Origin of the sequence: uncultured Methanobrevibacter sp., assembly GCF_902764455.1 — an archaeon.
Classification (GTDB): Archaea; Methanobacteriota; Methanobacteria; order Methanobacteriales; family Methanobacteriaceae; genus Methanocatella.
On record NZ_CACWVY010000035.1, the window covers coordinates 14,777 to 31,620 of the forward strand.

A 16,844-nucleotide genomic window follows, 5' to 3' on the forward strand; every position below is an offset into this window, starting at 1 on the left:
CAATTAAATCTCCCTCCTTAAAAAATAGCATCAAAAAAAGAAATGGTAGTGAGATATGTAATCTCACTATTTAATTGTTATTTTTACAGATTTGCTTGCAGATGCGTATGTCTTGTCACCGGCGAAACTGATTTTGGCAGTTTGTTTGCCTTTTTTGGTTATTTTAAGGCTGAATGTTGCTTTACCGTTTTTGTCGGTTTTAGCAGTGTATGTTTTGCCGTTGAGTTTCAGAGTTACTTTTTTGCCTGCACTGAGGTAGACTTTGCCGTCTCTTGAGTTGCATTTTTCGGTTTTTAAAGTAACTGTGTATTTCTTGGTTTTTGCACTGGCTTTGTAGGATTTTGCTGCTGCTGATATTGTTATTGGTTTTTTCTGGATGTCGAAGCTGAATGCTACGAATGTTGCATTGTGTTTTTCGTCGCCCAGGTAGGATAATGCACATAATGCTTCTTGAGCGATTTGTGTGTTGATTCCAATAAATACAATACCATTTTCGTCAGTTGTCCTGTTCAGTATTACTGTCTTGTATGCAAATTTGACTGTTGCATTTACAATTGGGTTTCCATTTGAGTCTGTTAATCTAAATGAGGTGGTCTGACCAACTTCACCTGCTTTTGAATCAACAGCATAGGTTTTGATGGAAATTCCTTCAGTAACATTGAACTCTGAAGCCAATCTTGCAGATTCGAGGTCGCCGAATTTGATTGTGAAATTAGATCCGACAATATAATCGTTTCCTGCATAATCGACGGACAGTACAGCATTACTTTCACCAGCAATAGTGAATGAACCATCGGTTCCGGTAGTTAAGTTGCCGGATTTGCTTCCTACAACATATGCAATTGTAGCATTAGCAATAGGATTTCCTAATGAATTTACCAATACACCAGTAACTACCAAATCATCGGAAACAGTAAGATTAGTGAACTCACTGTCTAATTCCTCAGCATAGAAAGTAGCGGTTTTTACAACAGGTGCGTGATCTTTGTCACCTGAGTAGACTACAACAATACTGTGTTCGCCACCGGTCACATTGACAGGCACAACAGCAGTTCCATTTTCATCCAATGGCACAACAGTTTCAATACCATCAACAATTACAGATACGTTACCGGTTGCATCAGGAATGCTTACGGTCACGTTAGCCTCTTCACCAATCTTGAAGTCAACAGGAGAGGTAATGTTAGCATCAACAACTTCTTTTTCACTTACATCAATAGTGATTTCATCACTGTAAGCAATGTCATAAATTTGGTCACCTAAATATGTTGCGGAAACAGTATGATTGCCTGCTTTATCAAATAATACATCAATGCTAGCAGTGTTTGTATGTGTAAATTCGGTCATGTAGAATGTTTCATCATCAACAGAGATAATAACAAATCCAGTAGCATTTTCTGTAATATTTACATTAATGGTTGATTTTTCACCGACAATAACATTATTGCCTGCGATATTTAGGGTGGCAACTTTTTTATCTGCATTGTATGATTCGAATGCGATTGCGGCATTATATGCTTCAGTTGCATTTACATATGCGATAATGTCATGAAGGCCTGCAATAGCAGTAATAGTAACATTGCCTGCAACAACTTCTTGTTGTTCACCGTCGATTAAGACAGTGACTTTAGCATCACTGTTAGTTGCAACACCAATTACCATGTCTTCGCCTGCAGTGATATTTTCAGGTAAAGTGATTGTAACAGTTGCGTCTGCTTTTGTGGCTTCGAAAAGTTCAACTTCCACATCTTCTTTGTAGTCTGCGGTTTCATTTGCTATTACTACAACAGTGTAAAGAGTTGCTTTATCGACAGTGTAAGTTACTGTACCATTATTGATAGTTTGGTCTACATCATTGATTATGACTCTTAAATCTGCGTCACTATCAGCAGTGATATTGATAATAATGATATCACCAACTTTTGCATTAGCAGGGATTTCTATTTTAATGTTAGCATCAGCCTTTTCAGTGATTTTCAAAGTAGCTAAATTAGATAAAGATCCGTAATATCTATCATTACCCAAGTAAGTAGCAACAACAGTGTAATTTCCAGCTTCATCCAAAGCCATTTCAATAGTGTTTCCATCTGCTAAATCAACAGCATAAATCTCATCACCAACACCGACAAGAACAATACCAGTAGCACCAACAGTAACATTAACGCTAACAGTTGCTGTTTCACCAACTTTAGCATCAGTTACAATTACAGTTACAGTACTATCTAATTTAGAAGCGTCGAAAGTTTCCATTTCCACATCAAATTTATATTCTGCAGTTTCATTAGCTCTTACGACAACATCATATGTGTCAGCTGCATCTATAGTGTAAGTTACTCCTCCATCAATGACTTTTTGTGCTTCGCCATTGATTAAAACTTCTAAAACAGCATCGCTATCAGCAGTGACATTAATAACAATAGTGTCACCAACTTTAATATCATCAGGGATTTCTATTTTAATGTTGGCATCTGCTTTTTCGGTGACTTCTAAAGTAGCATTAGCTGTTGAATCCACATACCTACCATCACCCAAGTATTTTACTGTCACGGTTACATTTTCTGATACATTTGGAACTTTAATGGTTGTTTCTCCATCAATAAGTTCTCCCCAGTATTTGTTTTCACCAACAGTTGCAAGAACAATTCCTGTAGCATCATCAGGCAATGTAATACCAATATCTACTGAATCTCCTACTTTCACATCAGTTGGAATTGTAATTTCTATCATTGGAGTTTCATTGTAAGCAGTAATGTGAACTTCCCTATAATCTGAAGCATATTTATTGTCATCAGTGTAGTTAATGATGATTTTATTATCTCCCACTTTAGATATGAGGACACTAACATCCAAACTACCATTTACCAGATATGAACTTGCATTTCCATCTTCAACAGAGATTGTGATTACACCAGAAGCATCGTCAGGCAATTCAATGGAAATTTCTACCCAGTACCCTGCTCTAACTTCTTGAGAAGGTGCAATTGGATTAAAAGTATAATCAGATACCTTAGATACAATTAATTGAGTGGAATTAATTCCATGAATATGAACCTCATTCACTAATGCTTCAATAGTTACATTCACATCATATTTGCCTTCAGTCAAAATAACATCATCAATTTTATAAGTAGTGGAAATATTATTGGTTTTCACTTCATATGTTTTATTATTTACTGTGATGCTAATAGTTGCATTCATTGCCTGAGGTAAAGTAACAGTAATGTTTTGGTCATCCCCATAATAAATACATGGAGCATCAACTTGGAAATCAACATTTGCAAAGTTTAACTCAATAGGCTGATAATCCAATGTTGCAGTAACTTTATTGTCTGAAGAATTGCTTGTATAAACTGCTCTGAAAATACCATTTTCTAAAGTAGCATTAGATGAAATATTCCCAGTAGTTGATGTTAAAGCAACAGTCCTCGGAGCAAATGCATCTCCAACAGTATCATTGGTACCATTCCAGCATAATGTACCAATGATTTCATATTGATTATTGCCTAAATACTTTTCAGTTACATTAAATATTGCATATTTTGTAATCGGTATATCCATTGGATTATCATATGTATTCTGTGGGGTATAAGCCGTAAGTTCTAACAAATAACCGGGAATTTCATTTTCGCCAAACCACATACCATCCATATTTACTGATTTATTAATCGATATAGCACTAGCTATCTTATTTACTTTATTATCTAAAAAAATACAATTTTCAAAATAAACAAACCTATAATCCGTACTTTTTGGATTATCTCCATTATAAAAATTACTGGAAAATATAAATTGATTATTAAAATTTTCAATAGTACAATTTATCATTTTCAAATTGAATTCACTAGCACCATATAATTTCATTTTAGGACCGCCAATAAATGTACAATTATTATACTCAACTAAATTAGCATCTCCTTTAAATGGAGTGAAAAATGCATTCTTATTAAAAGTAAGAGTCCAATTAGATCCATCAAAAATAATATTATTAATAGTGCAGTTTGAAGAAGGTGACAATAATTCTATTGCTTGTTTGGATCTAGTAGTTAATTCATTTTTGATTATTACATTACCATTAATTCCATTAATAATTAAATTGTTAGTATCAAATTTTAATTCAGACCCCACATAATATGTTCCATTTAACATGTTTATTTCAACGGTATCCTGTCCAGAAACATAATCACAAGCAAATTTCAGTGATGAAAAAGGATTTTCATAAGATCCATTTCCACCATCTTCAGCATCATTTTGACCCACATAAATTATATCATGATTTATTACATTAGAAAGCGAATTTTGATTCTCATCAAACTCTATTTCTGATACAACTTGAATATCTTCAGATTCCTGATTTAAAACATTATCAGAAATTGTATTATTAATATTCGTTGCAGAAATTGCATTTACAGATATAATTACAATAAACAATACCAATATAAATAATATTCTTTTTCTCATATTATCATAAAAAATAAAAGGAGTTAAAATAACTCCACAGTAAAAATTACTTATCTATTATCTTATTCACCAATAATTATCATGTATATCTATGTCACCATTATCATATACTGCATCATCACCATGATGGTATGATGTATTTAAACAATTTTCATATGCCTCAGAATCTTGAGAATACTGAATGTATATAGCAAACTCGCCATTAATTACATTAACATTATTATTAGTAATTTCCATTTTTGGAGATACAGTACCATATTGTGAGAAACTTATACCATATACATTATCACCAGGGTTAAATGTAGCCTTATTATAGACAGTTATAGTATTACCTGCAATATATGCCGCATTATCTTGTAATTCAATACCAGTGACTAAAGACCATGAATGACTAGTAAGTGCATTACCTTCCACATAAATAGTATTATCAATAATCTTTAAATCAGTCGCACCAGCAAAGTTTTGTGAATAAATACCACAATTAGGACCATTATTTCTAGTGTGGATATCGTTATTAGATAAGGTTACATTTGTATATCCGCCAGTCAATTGAATACCATAAGCGGCACCAGTACCATTAATAGTACCAGGTATAACAGTTCCACCATAACTTGTTAAATTAAGGTCATTATCATCAATTAATAGATTATCACAGCGATAAACATCTATAGTATATAAATAACTTGCACCACCAATAGGAGTTACATCATCAATTTCATCTATCCAATTGTGAGCAATTGTTCCATTTTCAGAGTCTAAAACAATTATTGAATCTAAAGTTGGGAAAGAGTCGCTGTAATTTGAAATTATAATATTTAAATCATTTAAAGTAATGTTGAATCTGTTACAGTTTTCAAGACCGATTCCTGCAACCAAATCCATATCCATACCGAATCGTGTTCCACTCCAATAATCAACAGTTTTTAAAGGCAATCCCGCATAAATTACATTTCCAAATATAACTATGTCCGGACTGTTTTTAGCTCTGATTACATAATTAGTATTATCCCCATTAACATAAGGACAATTATAAACAATTTCACTATTTAAAATTTGTGTTCCATTTGCACCTGCAACATCAATAGCAAAGAAATCAGCATCTGCAGGCACATTAACATTTATATTTACGTCATCTATTTTCACATTATTTCCTTCAACATTAATTGTTGCAGTACCTGCAACATTTTGAGTTGAATAGAATGTTCCTCGATTTAAAGTTATGCTATCTCCAATTAGATTAAACCCTACATCATTAAATGTTGCGCCATTAGCATTGATTGTAACAGCCCTATTTATTATGAAGTTAGGGAATGCTTTTTGATTAAAGTTTCCTGTAAAAGTTAAAGTAGTTGCAGCAGTATTAGTTAAAACACCAGTTGTAGGATTAAAATAATTAGTGTATGCTACATTATTTACTTTACCAGTATCAGGACCGCGTAAATTTTCACCGACAACATCATCGCTGACATCATTAATTTCCTCATCAACAACGTCATCTGAGGCATCATCAATTCCCACGTCTTCGACGATTTCACTGACATCATCAACTATGATTTCATCAGTGATTATTGCATCGTCTGTGCTGTTTATGTCGGTTGCACTGACTGCTGAAACGCAGCAAATCATCATTACCAGCATAAACCCAAGTAATATTTTTGATGAATTCTTCATTTTATCACAATATTTTTTACAATTTTAAATGCAAATTCTATTTTGAAAATTTGCATTATTCTTCGTTTTTCGTGAAAAGAACCTCAAGTTAACACCTTAAATAATGATGTATTGTATCAATGTCTCGGACATTACTACTTTTAATTATTTTTGAATTTTTTGTTTAAATCAATTAATTCTTGGTTAAAACTTGTATTTTTATTATTTATGGATAGTTTACTCTTTATTAAAATAAGTACGTGTTTTTAGTTTTTTATTGCTAATTTAAGTGATGGTAACCTTTTGGTTACCTTGATTTTTTAGGACGGTTTTTTGGTTGAATTTAAAAATAGCTTAAAAAATTTGGTAACTTCCTAAATAATGATGTTTACTGTCTGAATTTGTAAATTGAATGATTTTTGTTGGATTTGAATTGATTAGAAAAATATTATCGCTTAACTTGTGGTAAACAAGTGGATAATGTAATATTTTTTTGATAATTTTAGATTTTATTCAGTGAAATTGATTTTTCAGATAAGGAATTAAATTTGGTGAAAATAATCATTTATATTTAAAATGACCAGTTAATTATTGTATAAATCCAATATTCATATAATCCAACTTTAAATTTTTAATATCACTTTTTACAAGAAATTTGCTTAAAGCAAACGATTTTACGAATTTTTACAAATTCAAGTCCGATTGATAAATAGCAAAGTATATATTAATAAATGTATAAATCATATAATCAGTATAAATAATAAAGTTATTTTAACTAAACAATGTTTTAAATTGATTTAAACAGAATTTAGTAAATAATAAATAATTATACTTAAATTTTATAAAAATAAAAGGGCCTCATTCAAATCTTAAAAATCAGATACATTGATACAATGCCTAGGACACTATCCGGTCATCAAAAATCAGGTGTGATTTTCAAGACCAAAGGAAAAACCTAAGTTTTCCCAAAAACCTATCGAGTGATTGAAAGCAAATAAAAACATTGAAATCAAGCATTTTAAATTTTTTGTTGAGGTCTAAAAAAATACTTTAATACAATCCAAAACAATTACTTTCTATTTAATAGGTAGTAAAATAATTTTCAATTTTTATTTTACAATTTTAACTTTTTTACCTTTTAGTATAAATAGCTACCCCACATTTTTTTACAGGTGAACTTCATGAGAACAGATTGACGTTTACAAAACAACATGGATGAAGACAAATACCAAAGTGTATAAGGACTGAGGGTGGTGAGTGCTGCTTTTTGTGGAGATCCATCAGGACTTATCATGTGTTCTCGTTTAAGAATTTTATACACCTACGCCTTGATCATGATAACGGCATAACACTCTGCAAGTGGTGTCATAAAAAATATCATGCATTTTATAATCTTGAGAATACCATTCCTCATAGCTTACTTAAATTTTTCAAGGATTTCAAGTTTTAGTGGGTTGTGGAATTTTTTTAGTGATATATAATAAATTATTATATCGGGTGCCTTCATTCATTATGATGATTGTTAATAGTATCCAAAACACTGAACTAAAAAAGGTAGTAAAATAACATAGTACTATTTTACACTATTTCCTTTTTTAATATTATTAAAACCTATGTTCCTTTTAACCTATCCTTTAATTCTAAAATTTTTAAATCATCACCAATTATATTGAATTCAGAGAATGATTCATCCAAATTAACCAATAAAAAATTACCAAATAGATTTTTTGGGATTAAGTTCAAATTTTTTGAAACTTCTACTGAAAATACAAAACAATTAAATAAATTTATAGATACAACAAGCGAATTTTCAACCCTCATTAAAAATATGCTATGTAGTGTGTCTTTAAATATTGAATCCTCATAGTTAAAATTGAAAAAATATTTATTAATATCGTCAAAAGTATAATTTGAAGAGTTTAATAATATTTCACGAAATTCAATTGCAAATGGATCGTTTAAGTAATTTTCACCTAGAATAGATGATGCAAATTCATAAGCTATTTTAATAGCTTCAAAAAATAACTCCTCTAAATAAACCTCTCTATGAAGCACCAATTCCTGATGTTCATCTGAATAATCACCCTCATAAAACTTTTTTCTAATTTCATCTTTCGGTAACTCATCATCTCCAAATTCACGTAAAACATCTTCGATATCTTCTTTAGAATCAAATACTAAATGTGCTTTACCTTTCAAATCAGTTATAGCATTATTATATTTCCAACCATTAAATTTATTATTAAATGGATTGTATTGAGGAATTCCTTTAATTTTAGAATCTTTTCTTGCAGACAAGGTAGTCCATAATTTCGGAAGTTTTCCTTTTTTATTTTTGATATTGAATTTAGACAAGTATAGCTTAACAAAAAAATTATCTAAAAATTTATTATCAATAGTTCTTCCCAACAGATTATTACAATCTTTACAAACCGTGTCAATAAAATATGAACTTCCAGCAGATTCTGGAATAACATGCTCTTTGCTAAATTCACTTGGTTCTTTATCATTATTACAGATAATGCACTTCATAAAAAATCACCATATGATAATATTTAAAAATACTATTGATTACCTTCCTTTTCAGGTACATCAAACAAATAGTCCTCATCATATCCAAAATGATTCCATATCGGGACAAATATATTCTCCACCTCTATTCCAACTTGATCCTTATCTTTAATGATTACTCCAGCAGGATTAAGAACATCTCGCTCACAATCATTAAGAATAGGTCCCTCAATCATACTACGACCTTTAACATTAGTGAAAGTAATGAAATACACAATGGGACATGAAATATCTAATTCACCATAGATATCCAAACTTTCATTAACAAATTTTTTAAACTCATTATAGGAGTGATTCACATTTACCTCCTCTTCTGGCCTATACTCAATCAAAATAGCTTCAAAAATACCATTTCTAAACAATCTTTTTTTAAATAATCCTTCATTATTATATAATCCTTCAAAATCATGGGAAAAATGTCCCGTGAAGAATTTTTTATACCTGAAAGCACTTCTGACTTTTGCAGTATCTATACGAGTTCTTAAAAATGCATCAATTGGTATTGCATGAAATATAATCTTGTATTTATCTTCATTTTCAGAAGCGAATTTTTGAACTCTTTCATCCCTATAATTATTAATTTTCTCTCTCAATTGCATATTCACATCAAAAATTAATTTCAAGTCAAAAAAATTGCTTGAATTATTACTACATCCAATTGCATCTTCAATCATATTCTCAATATCTTCTAAACCAATATTTTCTATTACTTTATTATTAACTATCATAATTATCACTTATCTCTTAAACTTATAACATTAAACAATCAACAATCTTACTTAAATTATTTACCACCATTATCTAATTTTTCACACTCAAAGTTAACTTTAAAGTCATTAACCATCTTTTCAACATATGCTCCAACAATATTTTCATGATTTTCTTTTTTTAACCTATAAAATGCGTCAGGCACTAATGCAACATTTATCCTATAATAATATAATTGTGTTTGAATATCATTTGAAACATCAATAAGATCATCAATGCATTTTGTTGAAATCAATTCTCCCCATAGCTTATCTATTTTACGATTTAACTCATAAATATTCTTTTTTGAAGATTTATTTGGCATATAATATTTAAAAAATAAATTAAACAAATATATTAGTGAAATGAAACCGATTACAATTGAATTTAAATCATATGCATGGAACCAAACAAAAACCATGATTACCAAGAAAATTACTATAGCAGTTCCTAAAAATATACTAAAATCATTTTTAAGGTTTAACTCCCACATACAATTACTTTTTTGAGCGATTATTCTACCAAATTCAATTGGAACATCGGAAATACATAAATCATACCAATCTTTAAAAGCATCCAATTTATCTTCGTCCATAACATGAACAACATAGTCAAATGAAGGAACCAACATATCATTATCAGGTAACTCAAATACATTCCTATCAAAGTCTTCTTGAATATATGCTGCTTGCGCTACTTTTAATTTAATAAATCGTGTAATGCCATAATTATCAACCACAGTAAATATTATACTTAACAATGGTGCAATAAATGGGAATAAAAACCATTGATTAAAATTACTATCTAAAAAAGAAAAGATAGGGTTGGAGAATGCATATACAATATACATTACTCCAACTAACAATGCCAATACTAGTTCAACATAAACCAAATTTTTTGCACAAGAATATAACTCTTTACATGCAACTCTTTTAGCAAGGTTATCTCTTCTGTTCTGATTTGTAGAAATATCAGTCAAATTTATCACCCATACTTAGGAAATTTACTTCCAAAAATTTCGCGCCATTTGTTTATAGCTGCTTCATTATCCCCATCAGATTCATATTCAATTGCCTTTAACATTAAGTTGAAACAATCGTCAAGAGTATTCCTAATTTTTTCAACTTCATAAGCCTCCAACGAATTAATATCCTCTCTAATATCTTGAGGATCTTTAATTGGATAATTAACATTTGATTTTATATGTGAAAGCACCATACACATTTCTCCACCTATTGAATACTCAAATGGATTAGATTCATAATAATCTAATATCAATACCTCTAATAAGTAAGAATTCTCTTTAAATAATCCATATTCCTTAGCTAGATGCTTAAACATGCGAATAACCTTCAAAATATTACCATCATTTTCTTGATTAATCCTTGTTACCCTTTCCTGGTCAATACGAGGATCTGTAAACTTCCATTTACCATCACCATTAGGAATCAAATAATAAGTCCTACCATTATCAGTAGGTGCTGTGATAAAACAAGGCACAATATCAAAAGTCCAATCATATGACTGCAATGAAAGAGTAATAGCTTCCTGTCGCCTATTAATTTCAGCATTCTTATAATGAGCAAGATCTTTTAAATTACTCTTAAATTTTTCAATTACTTTTATAGAATTTAAAATATTATCATCTGATAACTCTCGAAGAGAATTAGCACTCTCAGGAACTATAATATCCACTTTATCAACAGAATGTTCATAATACGTAGAACCTCTTGCATGTAGACACACTAAAAGATCAATATCATCCAACGGACTAATCTTTGTCTTTCTCGCAAAAGAGCCAAATTTGTTATGACATTCACGATACAACAACGGAAACATATCATCCTCATTTGGAAACTTATCGATGTTGGTAAACAGATTATCCCTACTTGACCTTGCTCTTTCACTATCAGACTTGTTTAATTTAATATTTTCATGAAATTGCTTAAAAGCTGAGTTGACTGTATAAGCCACAATTAACACCACCATTTAAAAATAACATGCCTTCAACAAAACTAAATGTAATCCTTTTAATTAATCTAAAAGCATTTACAATACCTAATGTTCTTAATTTAATATTTTTTAACTTAAATTTTTTATAATTATACATAATTATACCTTTTTATTTGTTATAATAACTTAACTACTATTAAAAAAAGAAATAAGGTACAAATACACAAAATATTACATTTTGTAAATAAGACCCATTTTTCAAGGGTTTATATAATATGCCAACTAAAAATAGATGTGTCTTAGTATAGCATGCAATATTTTAATAAAGGCCAAATAATTAAAATATTGCGTCGTACCTTTCTTTTTTTACTAATTAAATTATTGGAATATATATTTATCACTCATAGTATTTATTTTTTTCGGTTTTTATTTCCGCGAGCATCATCATACTTCTTGTACAATAGTGCATATTGCTCAAATCTATCATCATAATCCTTTAAAAGAGAATCAATTCTCTTAAATTTATTCTCATACTCATCTATGATTTGTTCTTTTCTCTTTAAATCTTTTTTAACATCATTCAACTCTGATTGTAATTCTTTTATTAGATTTTCATTAGAAACATCAATAGAGTCCTCAAAATCAAATACAATATCATCAAACTTAATTACTTCGTCAATTTTTATGATATTCATAGTGTTAATTTCCCTTGAAAGCAATTCCAATTCAGAAACAATTTCGTGATAATATCTTTCATATCCTCGACTATTTCGAATATTAAACGATAGATTTTGCATTAATTTGTTGATTTTACTGAAATTAGTTTCAATTAACTGAATTAATTTCGCCTTTTTAGAATTTCTAGCTAAAACTAAAGCTTCATTAATAGAAATAATATTTATATCTATTGTTTTATCTTTCTTCATAGAAAATAAAATTGGAACAAGGATTTTATTTAGTTTAGACCTCTCAGAAGAACCTAATGAATGAGTTTCCAGATTTCTTAAATTAATGAAAACTTCTTTGGAGAATAAGTCAGGAATTAAAACTAACTCAATACCTTGATGTAAATAATCTTTATCAGGAGAAACAAATCCCTTATTAATAGTCCAAATATCTAAATTGTTTGGGATCTGTTTAATCTGATAATTCCATCCATTTTTAACCTTCTGTAAGTTAATAACTGATTTATTAGTTTCCAATAAATTAAAAGGTATTGTGATTATTGTACCTTTTTCATTTTTTAAATAAGTATCACTTACAGTGATTCCTTCCAATTGCTTTTTAAGTAAAACATTTAATGTTTCAGGCAGTTTCCTATTTGTTGCTTGAGCATATGCTTTAAGGTCATCAAGTAACTCCTCATCAATCCTAAAACTATAACTAACTTTTTGATTTGGATTTTTTATATACACAACAAACACCTCCTTTTTAGAGCAGTATTATTTTTCTTATTTTAATTTAATTAAATTGATTTCTTCAAATTGATTAAACTCTCCATCAAAGCTTGCAACATAATCTAAGCCATAACTTTCACATATTACAACTTCAGAGCAGTCAATAAACCCCAATCTGAATTTGTTTTTATTGTATTTTTCAAAGATTGCAAATACATTGTCATTGTACATGTTAATGTCCGATTCATCTATGACTGTGAAATTATCTTTCATGTAGTTATATGCCAACCTAACTAGTTCAATGTCTTTTGTTTTTTGGCCAAGTATTGTTATTACTTCAGATATTATTCCATTTGATATATAGCAATCGTTTTTCAAAATATCTCTGTTTTCTATTGCTCTTTGATGCAATGGATCGTTTCTTCTAAATATTGCTATGATAAATGATGAGTCGACTAATATCTTTTTCATTTGTATAAACTCCTTTTTAGTTCAACCGCATCTCTTGGATCATCATCCTCAATAATACCCAATACATCATCTAAGCTTACTTTTTTTCTTGGTTTGATTATTATTTCATTATTTTCATTTATAGACCAATCTACTATAGTATCTTCTACACTTAAATCTTTGAATTGATTACGTATAGCTTTAGGGATAGCTAACTGGTAATTTTTATATAAAGTTGTAGTTGCTATTACATTTTCCATGATATTCAGACCCCTTAATATGTTTTAGTTACTATTATATTTTCAGATAATATAAAGTTATCTGAAAAAACTATTTTTATAAAAAATATATAACAACTTAATTTTATTTGTAACTCAATAACTATGCTCTTTAATATCATCATATTTTAACATGTTTGATTACTTGTTTTCGTCTTTGAATATTAATCTTGATATCATCCAACACGTGCCAAATGCTATCACTACTAATTTTATATCAATATTATGACCTTTCTCTAGCCTTTTCCATAATTCCTAAAAGTTCTTTTTTCAAACCTCTCATTTCCTCAAGTTCACCTCTCATATCCACCACTTCTGATTTTAATGCTTCATTTTCCTTTTCCATTTGAATAAACTGTGGTGATTTGATAGAAAGCTTTTCAACATCAGTGTTTATAGTAACGGCTGGAAGATGCTGAATATATTCATATTTCAAATCATCGGGATTTGTCATGAAATAGGCTGCATCGGTTTTGTTTTTGGCCTTTCCCTGCAAATCGTTGACCTTGTCAATGCTCATACCGTCATTATATAATGCTGAAGCATGAAACTTCCTGAGCATGTGGCTTCTGAACCTGCGATATCTTCCGACTCTACCAAGGCCTAAAGTGTCATTGATCATCTCAAATGACTGGACCATATATGTCCTGCTGATTTGAAAGAGTAGGCTTTCATCAGTTATTGGCTTATCCCGCAGCAACAGATATGCATTTATTGCCTTAACCGCCTCAGGACTGCAGTATGTGAGATAATACTTGTTTGTCTTTTTTCTTAGGATACTGAAGGTCGGAACAACCTCATCGACATCATTTAAGTAATCTATAACATCAAAGATATCTCTTCTGTGGTTCGGCAGATATACAGACAATGCCTTAATATAATCCCCGATTGTCAGACTCAATGTCTCTGTCCTTGCACATCCACTGGAACAGGAAAACAATATGATAGCTTTCATCAGAGGAGATGCAATAAGAAAAGCCTCCCTTATCACTTCCTTATCCGGCAAATCCTTAAAATAAATAGGAGCAGGCTTCTGAATGCTTTTGTCATTGACTTTAGGCAAATCCCATACTTCTATGTCATAGAACTTGTAAAAAAAGATTATGCAGTTCATTTCCTTTCGGACGGTCTCGGCAGCATAGTTTTGAAACATGTGATGCCTATATTCAACAAGTTTTGATTTCAACCTACTGTGCTTCCATTTCACACCGTTCATCTCATCTTCTTCAGCTTCCTCAAGAAGTTCCTTAAGAGACATATCAAAATAGATACAGTACTTTCTCAAAGAAAGCTCATAGCTCTGTGTTGTTCCAATTGCATGGTTACAACTTATTGTGAAATTTTTAAATAGCTCGTCATTCATCATACTAATCACTTTTATTCTTCGTTGATAAAAAATATTGAGAGAGAGCGCTTGAAGAGTAATAAGTATCGGAACTTTTGAAACAGTTCGTATAAAACAAAATTATATATAATAACAAATTAGATAATACTATTAATTCATGATATTTTAATCCATGAATAAAAATTTTAAAAAAAGGTTGAAATTATGAAAGCAAACGCACAAAAAATAGCTGATGGAGTATACTGGATTGGTGTACTCGATTGGGACCTCAGAACCTACCACGGTTACACCTTAGATGGAACCACCTACAATGCATACATTGTATTTGGTGAAGACGAAGTTGCAATTATCGACAACGCATATCCTGGAAAAACCAAAGAAATGATGGCACGTATCGATGATGCATTCGCTCAAGAAGGAAGAGAAGTCAAAGTTGACTACATCATCCAAAACCACGTGGAAAAAGACCACTCAGGAGTATTAGTGGACTTACACAAAAGATTCCCTGAAGCACCTATTTACTGTACCAAAATTGCTGTAAACGGTCTTTTAAAACACTACCCTGCACTTGAAGGTGCTGAATTCATAACAGTCGGAACCGGAGATTCATTAGATGTCGGCGGAAGAACACTAGCTTTCTTAGACGCATTCCTCTTACACTGGCCTGACAGCATGTTTACCTTACTTGCAGATGAAACCGGAATCTTATTCCCTAACGACGCATTCGGTCAACACTTATGTTTCACCCAAAGATTCTCTGATGAAATCCCTGAATACGTTTTAATGGATGCAGCTCAAAAATTCTATGCAAACTTAATCACACCTCTTTCCAAATTAGTACTTAAAAAATTAAACGAAGTAGTGGAATTAGGTTTACTCGACTCCATCAAAATGATTGCACCATCTCACGGTCAAATCTGGACCGACCCAATGCAAATCATTGGAGCTTACCAAAACTGGGCAACCGGAGTATGTGAAGATAAAATCACTATCATCTACGATACCATGCACTACTCAACCCAACAAATGGCTCACGAAATTGCAGAAGGTGCAATGTCTGAAGGATACGATGTTGAAATCTTCTTCTTGCACGAAGATGAAAGATCAGAAATCGTCAAAAGTATCTTAACCAGTAAAGGAATTGCGGTTGGAGATCCTACAATCAACGATGTACCATACCCAAGTATCGGAGACATCATGTACTACTTGAAAGGATTACTCTTCAACAGAACAGGTATTGTAAGAAAAGCAGTTACCTTCGGTTCAATGGGAGGTAAAGGTGGAACACCTGCAATGCTTGCTGAAGAATTAAACAACTACGGATTTGACGTGGTTGAAAGCCAAGAAATTACATTCGTTCCAAATGCTGAAGAAGATGAAGCAAGTTACGAATTAGGTAAAAAATTAGCTCAAGCATGTAAAGAATTATAATAGTGATAACATGGTTAAATACGAACATGAAATTGGAATTACTAAAGACACCCCTGTAGAAAACTACGTTGCAGGAAACTTTGAAGGAGAAACAAACGAAGTAGGTATCTACTTAGCAATGTCCAGACAAGCTTCCCGTGAAGGCTATGGGGAATTAGCTGAAGTATTCAAAAGATTAGCTTGGGAAGAAGCTGAACACGCAGCAAGATTCTGTGAAATGAACGGAATCATCAAACCTACCCTCAAAGAAAACATCGAATGGATGATGGGTGGAGAAAAAATGGCTAACGCTGAAAAAAGAGAAGCTGCAGATAAAGCTGAAGAAGCAGGTATTGAAACTGCTGCTGATTTCTTCCGTGAAAGTTCCAAAGACGAAGGTCGTCACTACAAAATCTTAGAAGGAATCCTTGAAAGATACTTCTAAGCAGAAAGAATTTAATTATTCTTTCTTTTATTTCTTTTTTTGAGTCTGTAAAATTTTATAGGCTTCTTTCAAATTTTATTTTTTTACACTTGAAATTTAACTTCGATAAAAATTCGTTCTAATTTTTCTTTAATTTCAAA

General features: G+C 30.9%; 12 protein-coding genes. 2 read left to right on the forward strand and 10 right to left on the reverse strand.

Annotation, left to right across the window (positions count from 1 at the left end):
• Positions 1-66: 66 nt before the first annotated feature.
• The 10 genes from QZU75_RS10155 to QZU75_RS10200 all read right to left on the reverse strand — a co-directional run bounded on the left by QZU75_RS10155 (position 67) and on the right by QZU75_RS10200 (position 14,870).
• On the reverse strand, positions 67-4,458 hold the full coding sequence (locus QZU75_RS10155) for an Ig-like domain-containing protein (protein WP_296883506.1): 4,392 nt from the start codon (positions 4,456-4,458) through the stop codon (positions 67-69).
• A 66-nt stretch (positions 4,459-4,524) separates the two neighbouring features.
• Positions 4,525-6,129, reverse strand: a complete 1,605-nt coding sequence (locus QZU75_RS10160) for a hypothetical protein (protein ID WP_296883507.1) — start codon at positions 6,127-6,129, stop codon at positions 4,525-4,527.
• A gap of 1,590 nt (positions 6,130-7,719) precedes the next feature.
• Positions 7,720-8,640, reverse strand: coding sequence for an HNH endonuclease (locus QZU75_RS10165; RefSeq protein WP_296883509.1), 921 nt, complete (start codon positions 8,638-8,640; stop codon positions 7,720-7,722).
• Between the two features lie 32 nt (positions 8,641-8,672).
• Complete coding sequence (locus QZU75_RS10170; RefSeq protein WP_296883510.1) at positions 8,673-9,407, reverse strand: hypothetical protein; 735 nt, start codon at positions 9,405-9,407, stop codon at positions 8,673-8,675.
• 56 nt (positions 9,408-9,463) lie between these two features.
• On the reverse strand, positions 9,464-10,405 hold the full coding sequence (locus QZU75_RS10175; RefSeq protein WP_296883511.1) for an S-4TM family putative pore-forming effector: 942 nt from the start codon (positions 10,403-10,405) through the stop codon (positions 9,464-9,466).
• A 5-nt stretch (positions 10,406-10,410) separates the two neighbouring features.
• A complete protein-coding gene (locus QZU75_RS10180) occupies positions 10,411-11,400 on the reverse strand; it encodes a hypothetical protein (RefSeq protein WP_296883513.1) in 990 nt (329 codons plus the stop codon).
• Between the two features lie 389 nt (positions 11,401-11,789).
• Positions 11,790-12,794, reverse strand: coding sequence for a hypothetical protein (locus tag QZU75_RS10185; protein ID WP_296883514.1), 1,005 nt, complete (start codon positions 12,792-12,794; stop codon positions 11,790-11,792).
• A 36-nt stretch (positions 12,795-12,830) separates the two neighbouring features.
• Positions 12,831-13,247 (reverse strand): type II toxin-antitoxin system VapC family toxin, encoded by a 417-nt coding sequence (locus QZU75_RS10190; RefSeq protein WP_296883516.1) that lies wholly within the window; start codon positions 13,245-13,247, stop codon positions 12,831-12,833.
• Positions 13,244-13,486 (reverse strand): hypothetical protein, encoded by a 243-nt coding sequence (locus QZU75_RS10195; RefSeq protein ID WP_296883517.1) that lies wholly within the window; start codon positions 13,484-13,486, stop codon positions 13,244-13,246. Before QZU75_RS10195 ends, QZU75_RS10190 begins: the two co-directional genes overlap by 4 nt.
• 241 nt (positions 13,487-13,727) lie before the next feature.
• Positions 13,728-14,870 carry a tyrosine-type recombinase/integrase gene (locus QZU75_RS10200; protein WP_296883519.1) on the reverse strand — a complete coding sequence of 381 codons (1,143 nt, stop codon included), beginning with the start codon at positions 14,868-14,870 and terminating at the stop codon, positions 13,728-13,730.
• A 183-nt stretch (positions 14,871-15,053) separates the two neighbouring features.
• Here QZU75_RS10200 and QZU75_RS10205 point away from each other — a divergent pair, with 183 nt between their 5' ends.
• Both QZU75_RS10205 and QZU75_RS10210 read left to right on the forward strand, forming a co-directional pair.
• On the forward strand, positions 15,054-16,280 hold the full coding sequence (locus QZU75_RS10205; protein ID WP_296883520.1) for an FprA family A-type flavoprotein: 1,227 nt from the start codon (positions 15,054-15,056) through the stop codon (positions 16,278-16,280).
• 10 nt (positions 16,281-16,290) lie between these two features.
• Positions 16,291-16,704, forward strand: a complete 414-nt coding sequence (locus QZU75_RS10210; protein ID WP_292846084.1) for a ferritin family protein — start codon at positions 16,291-16,293, stop codon at positions 16,702-16,704.
• Positions 16,705-16,844: the final 140 nt, after the last annotated feature.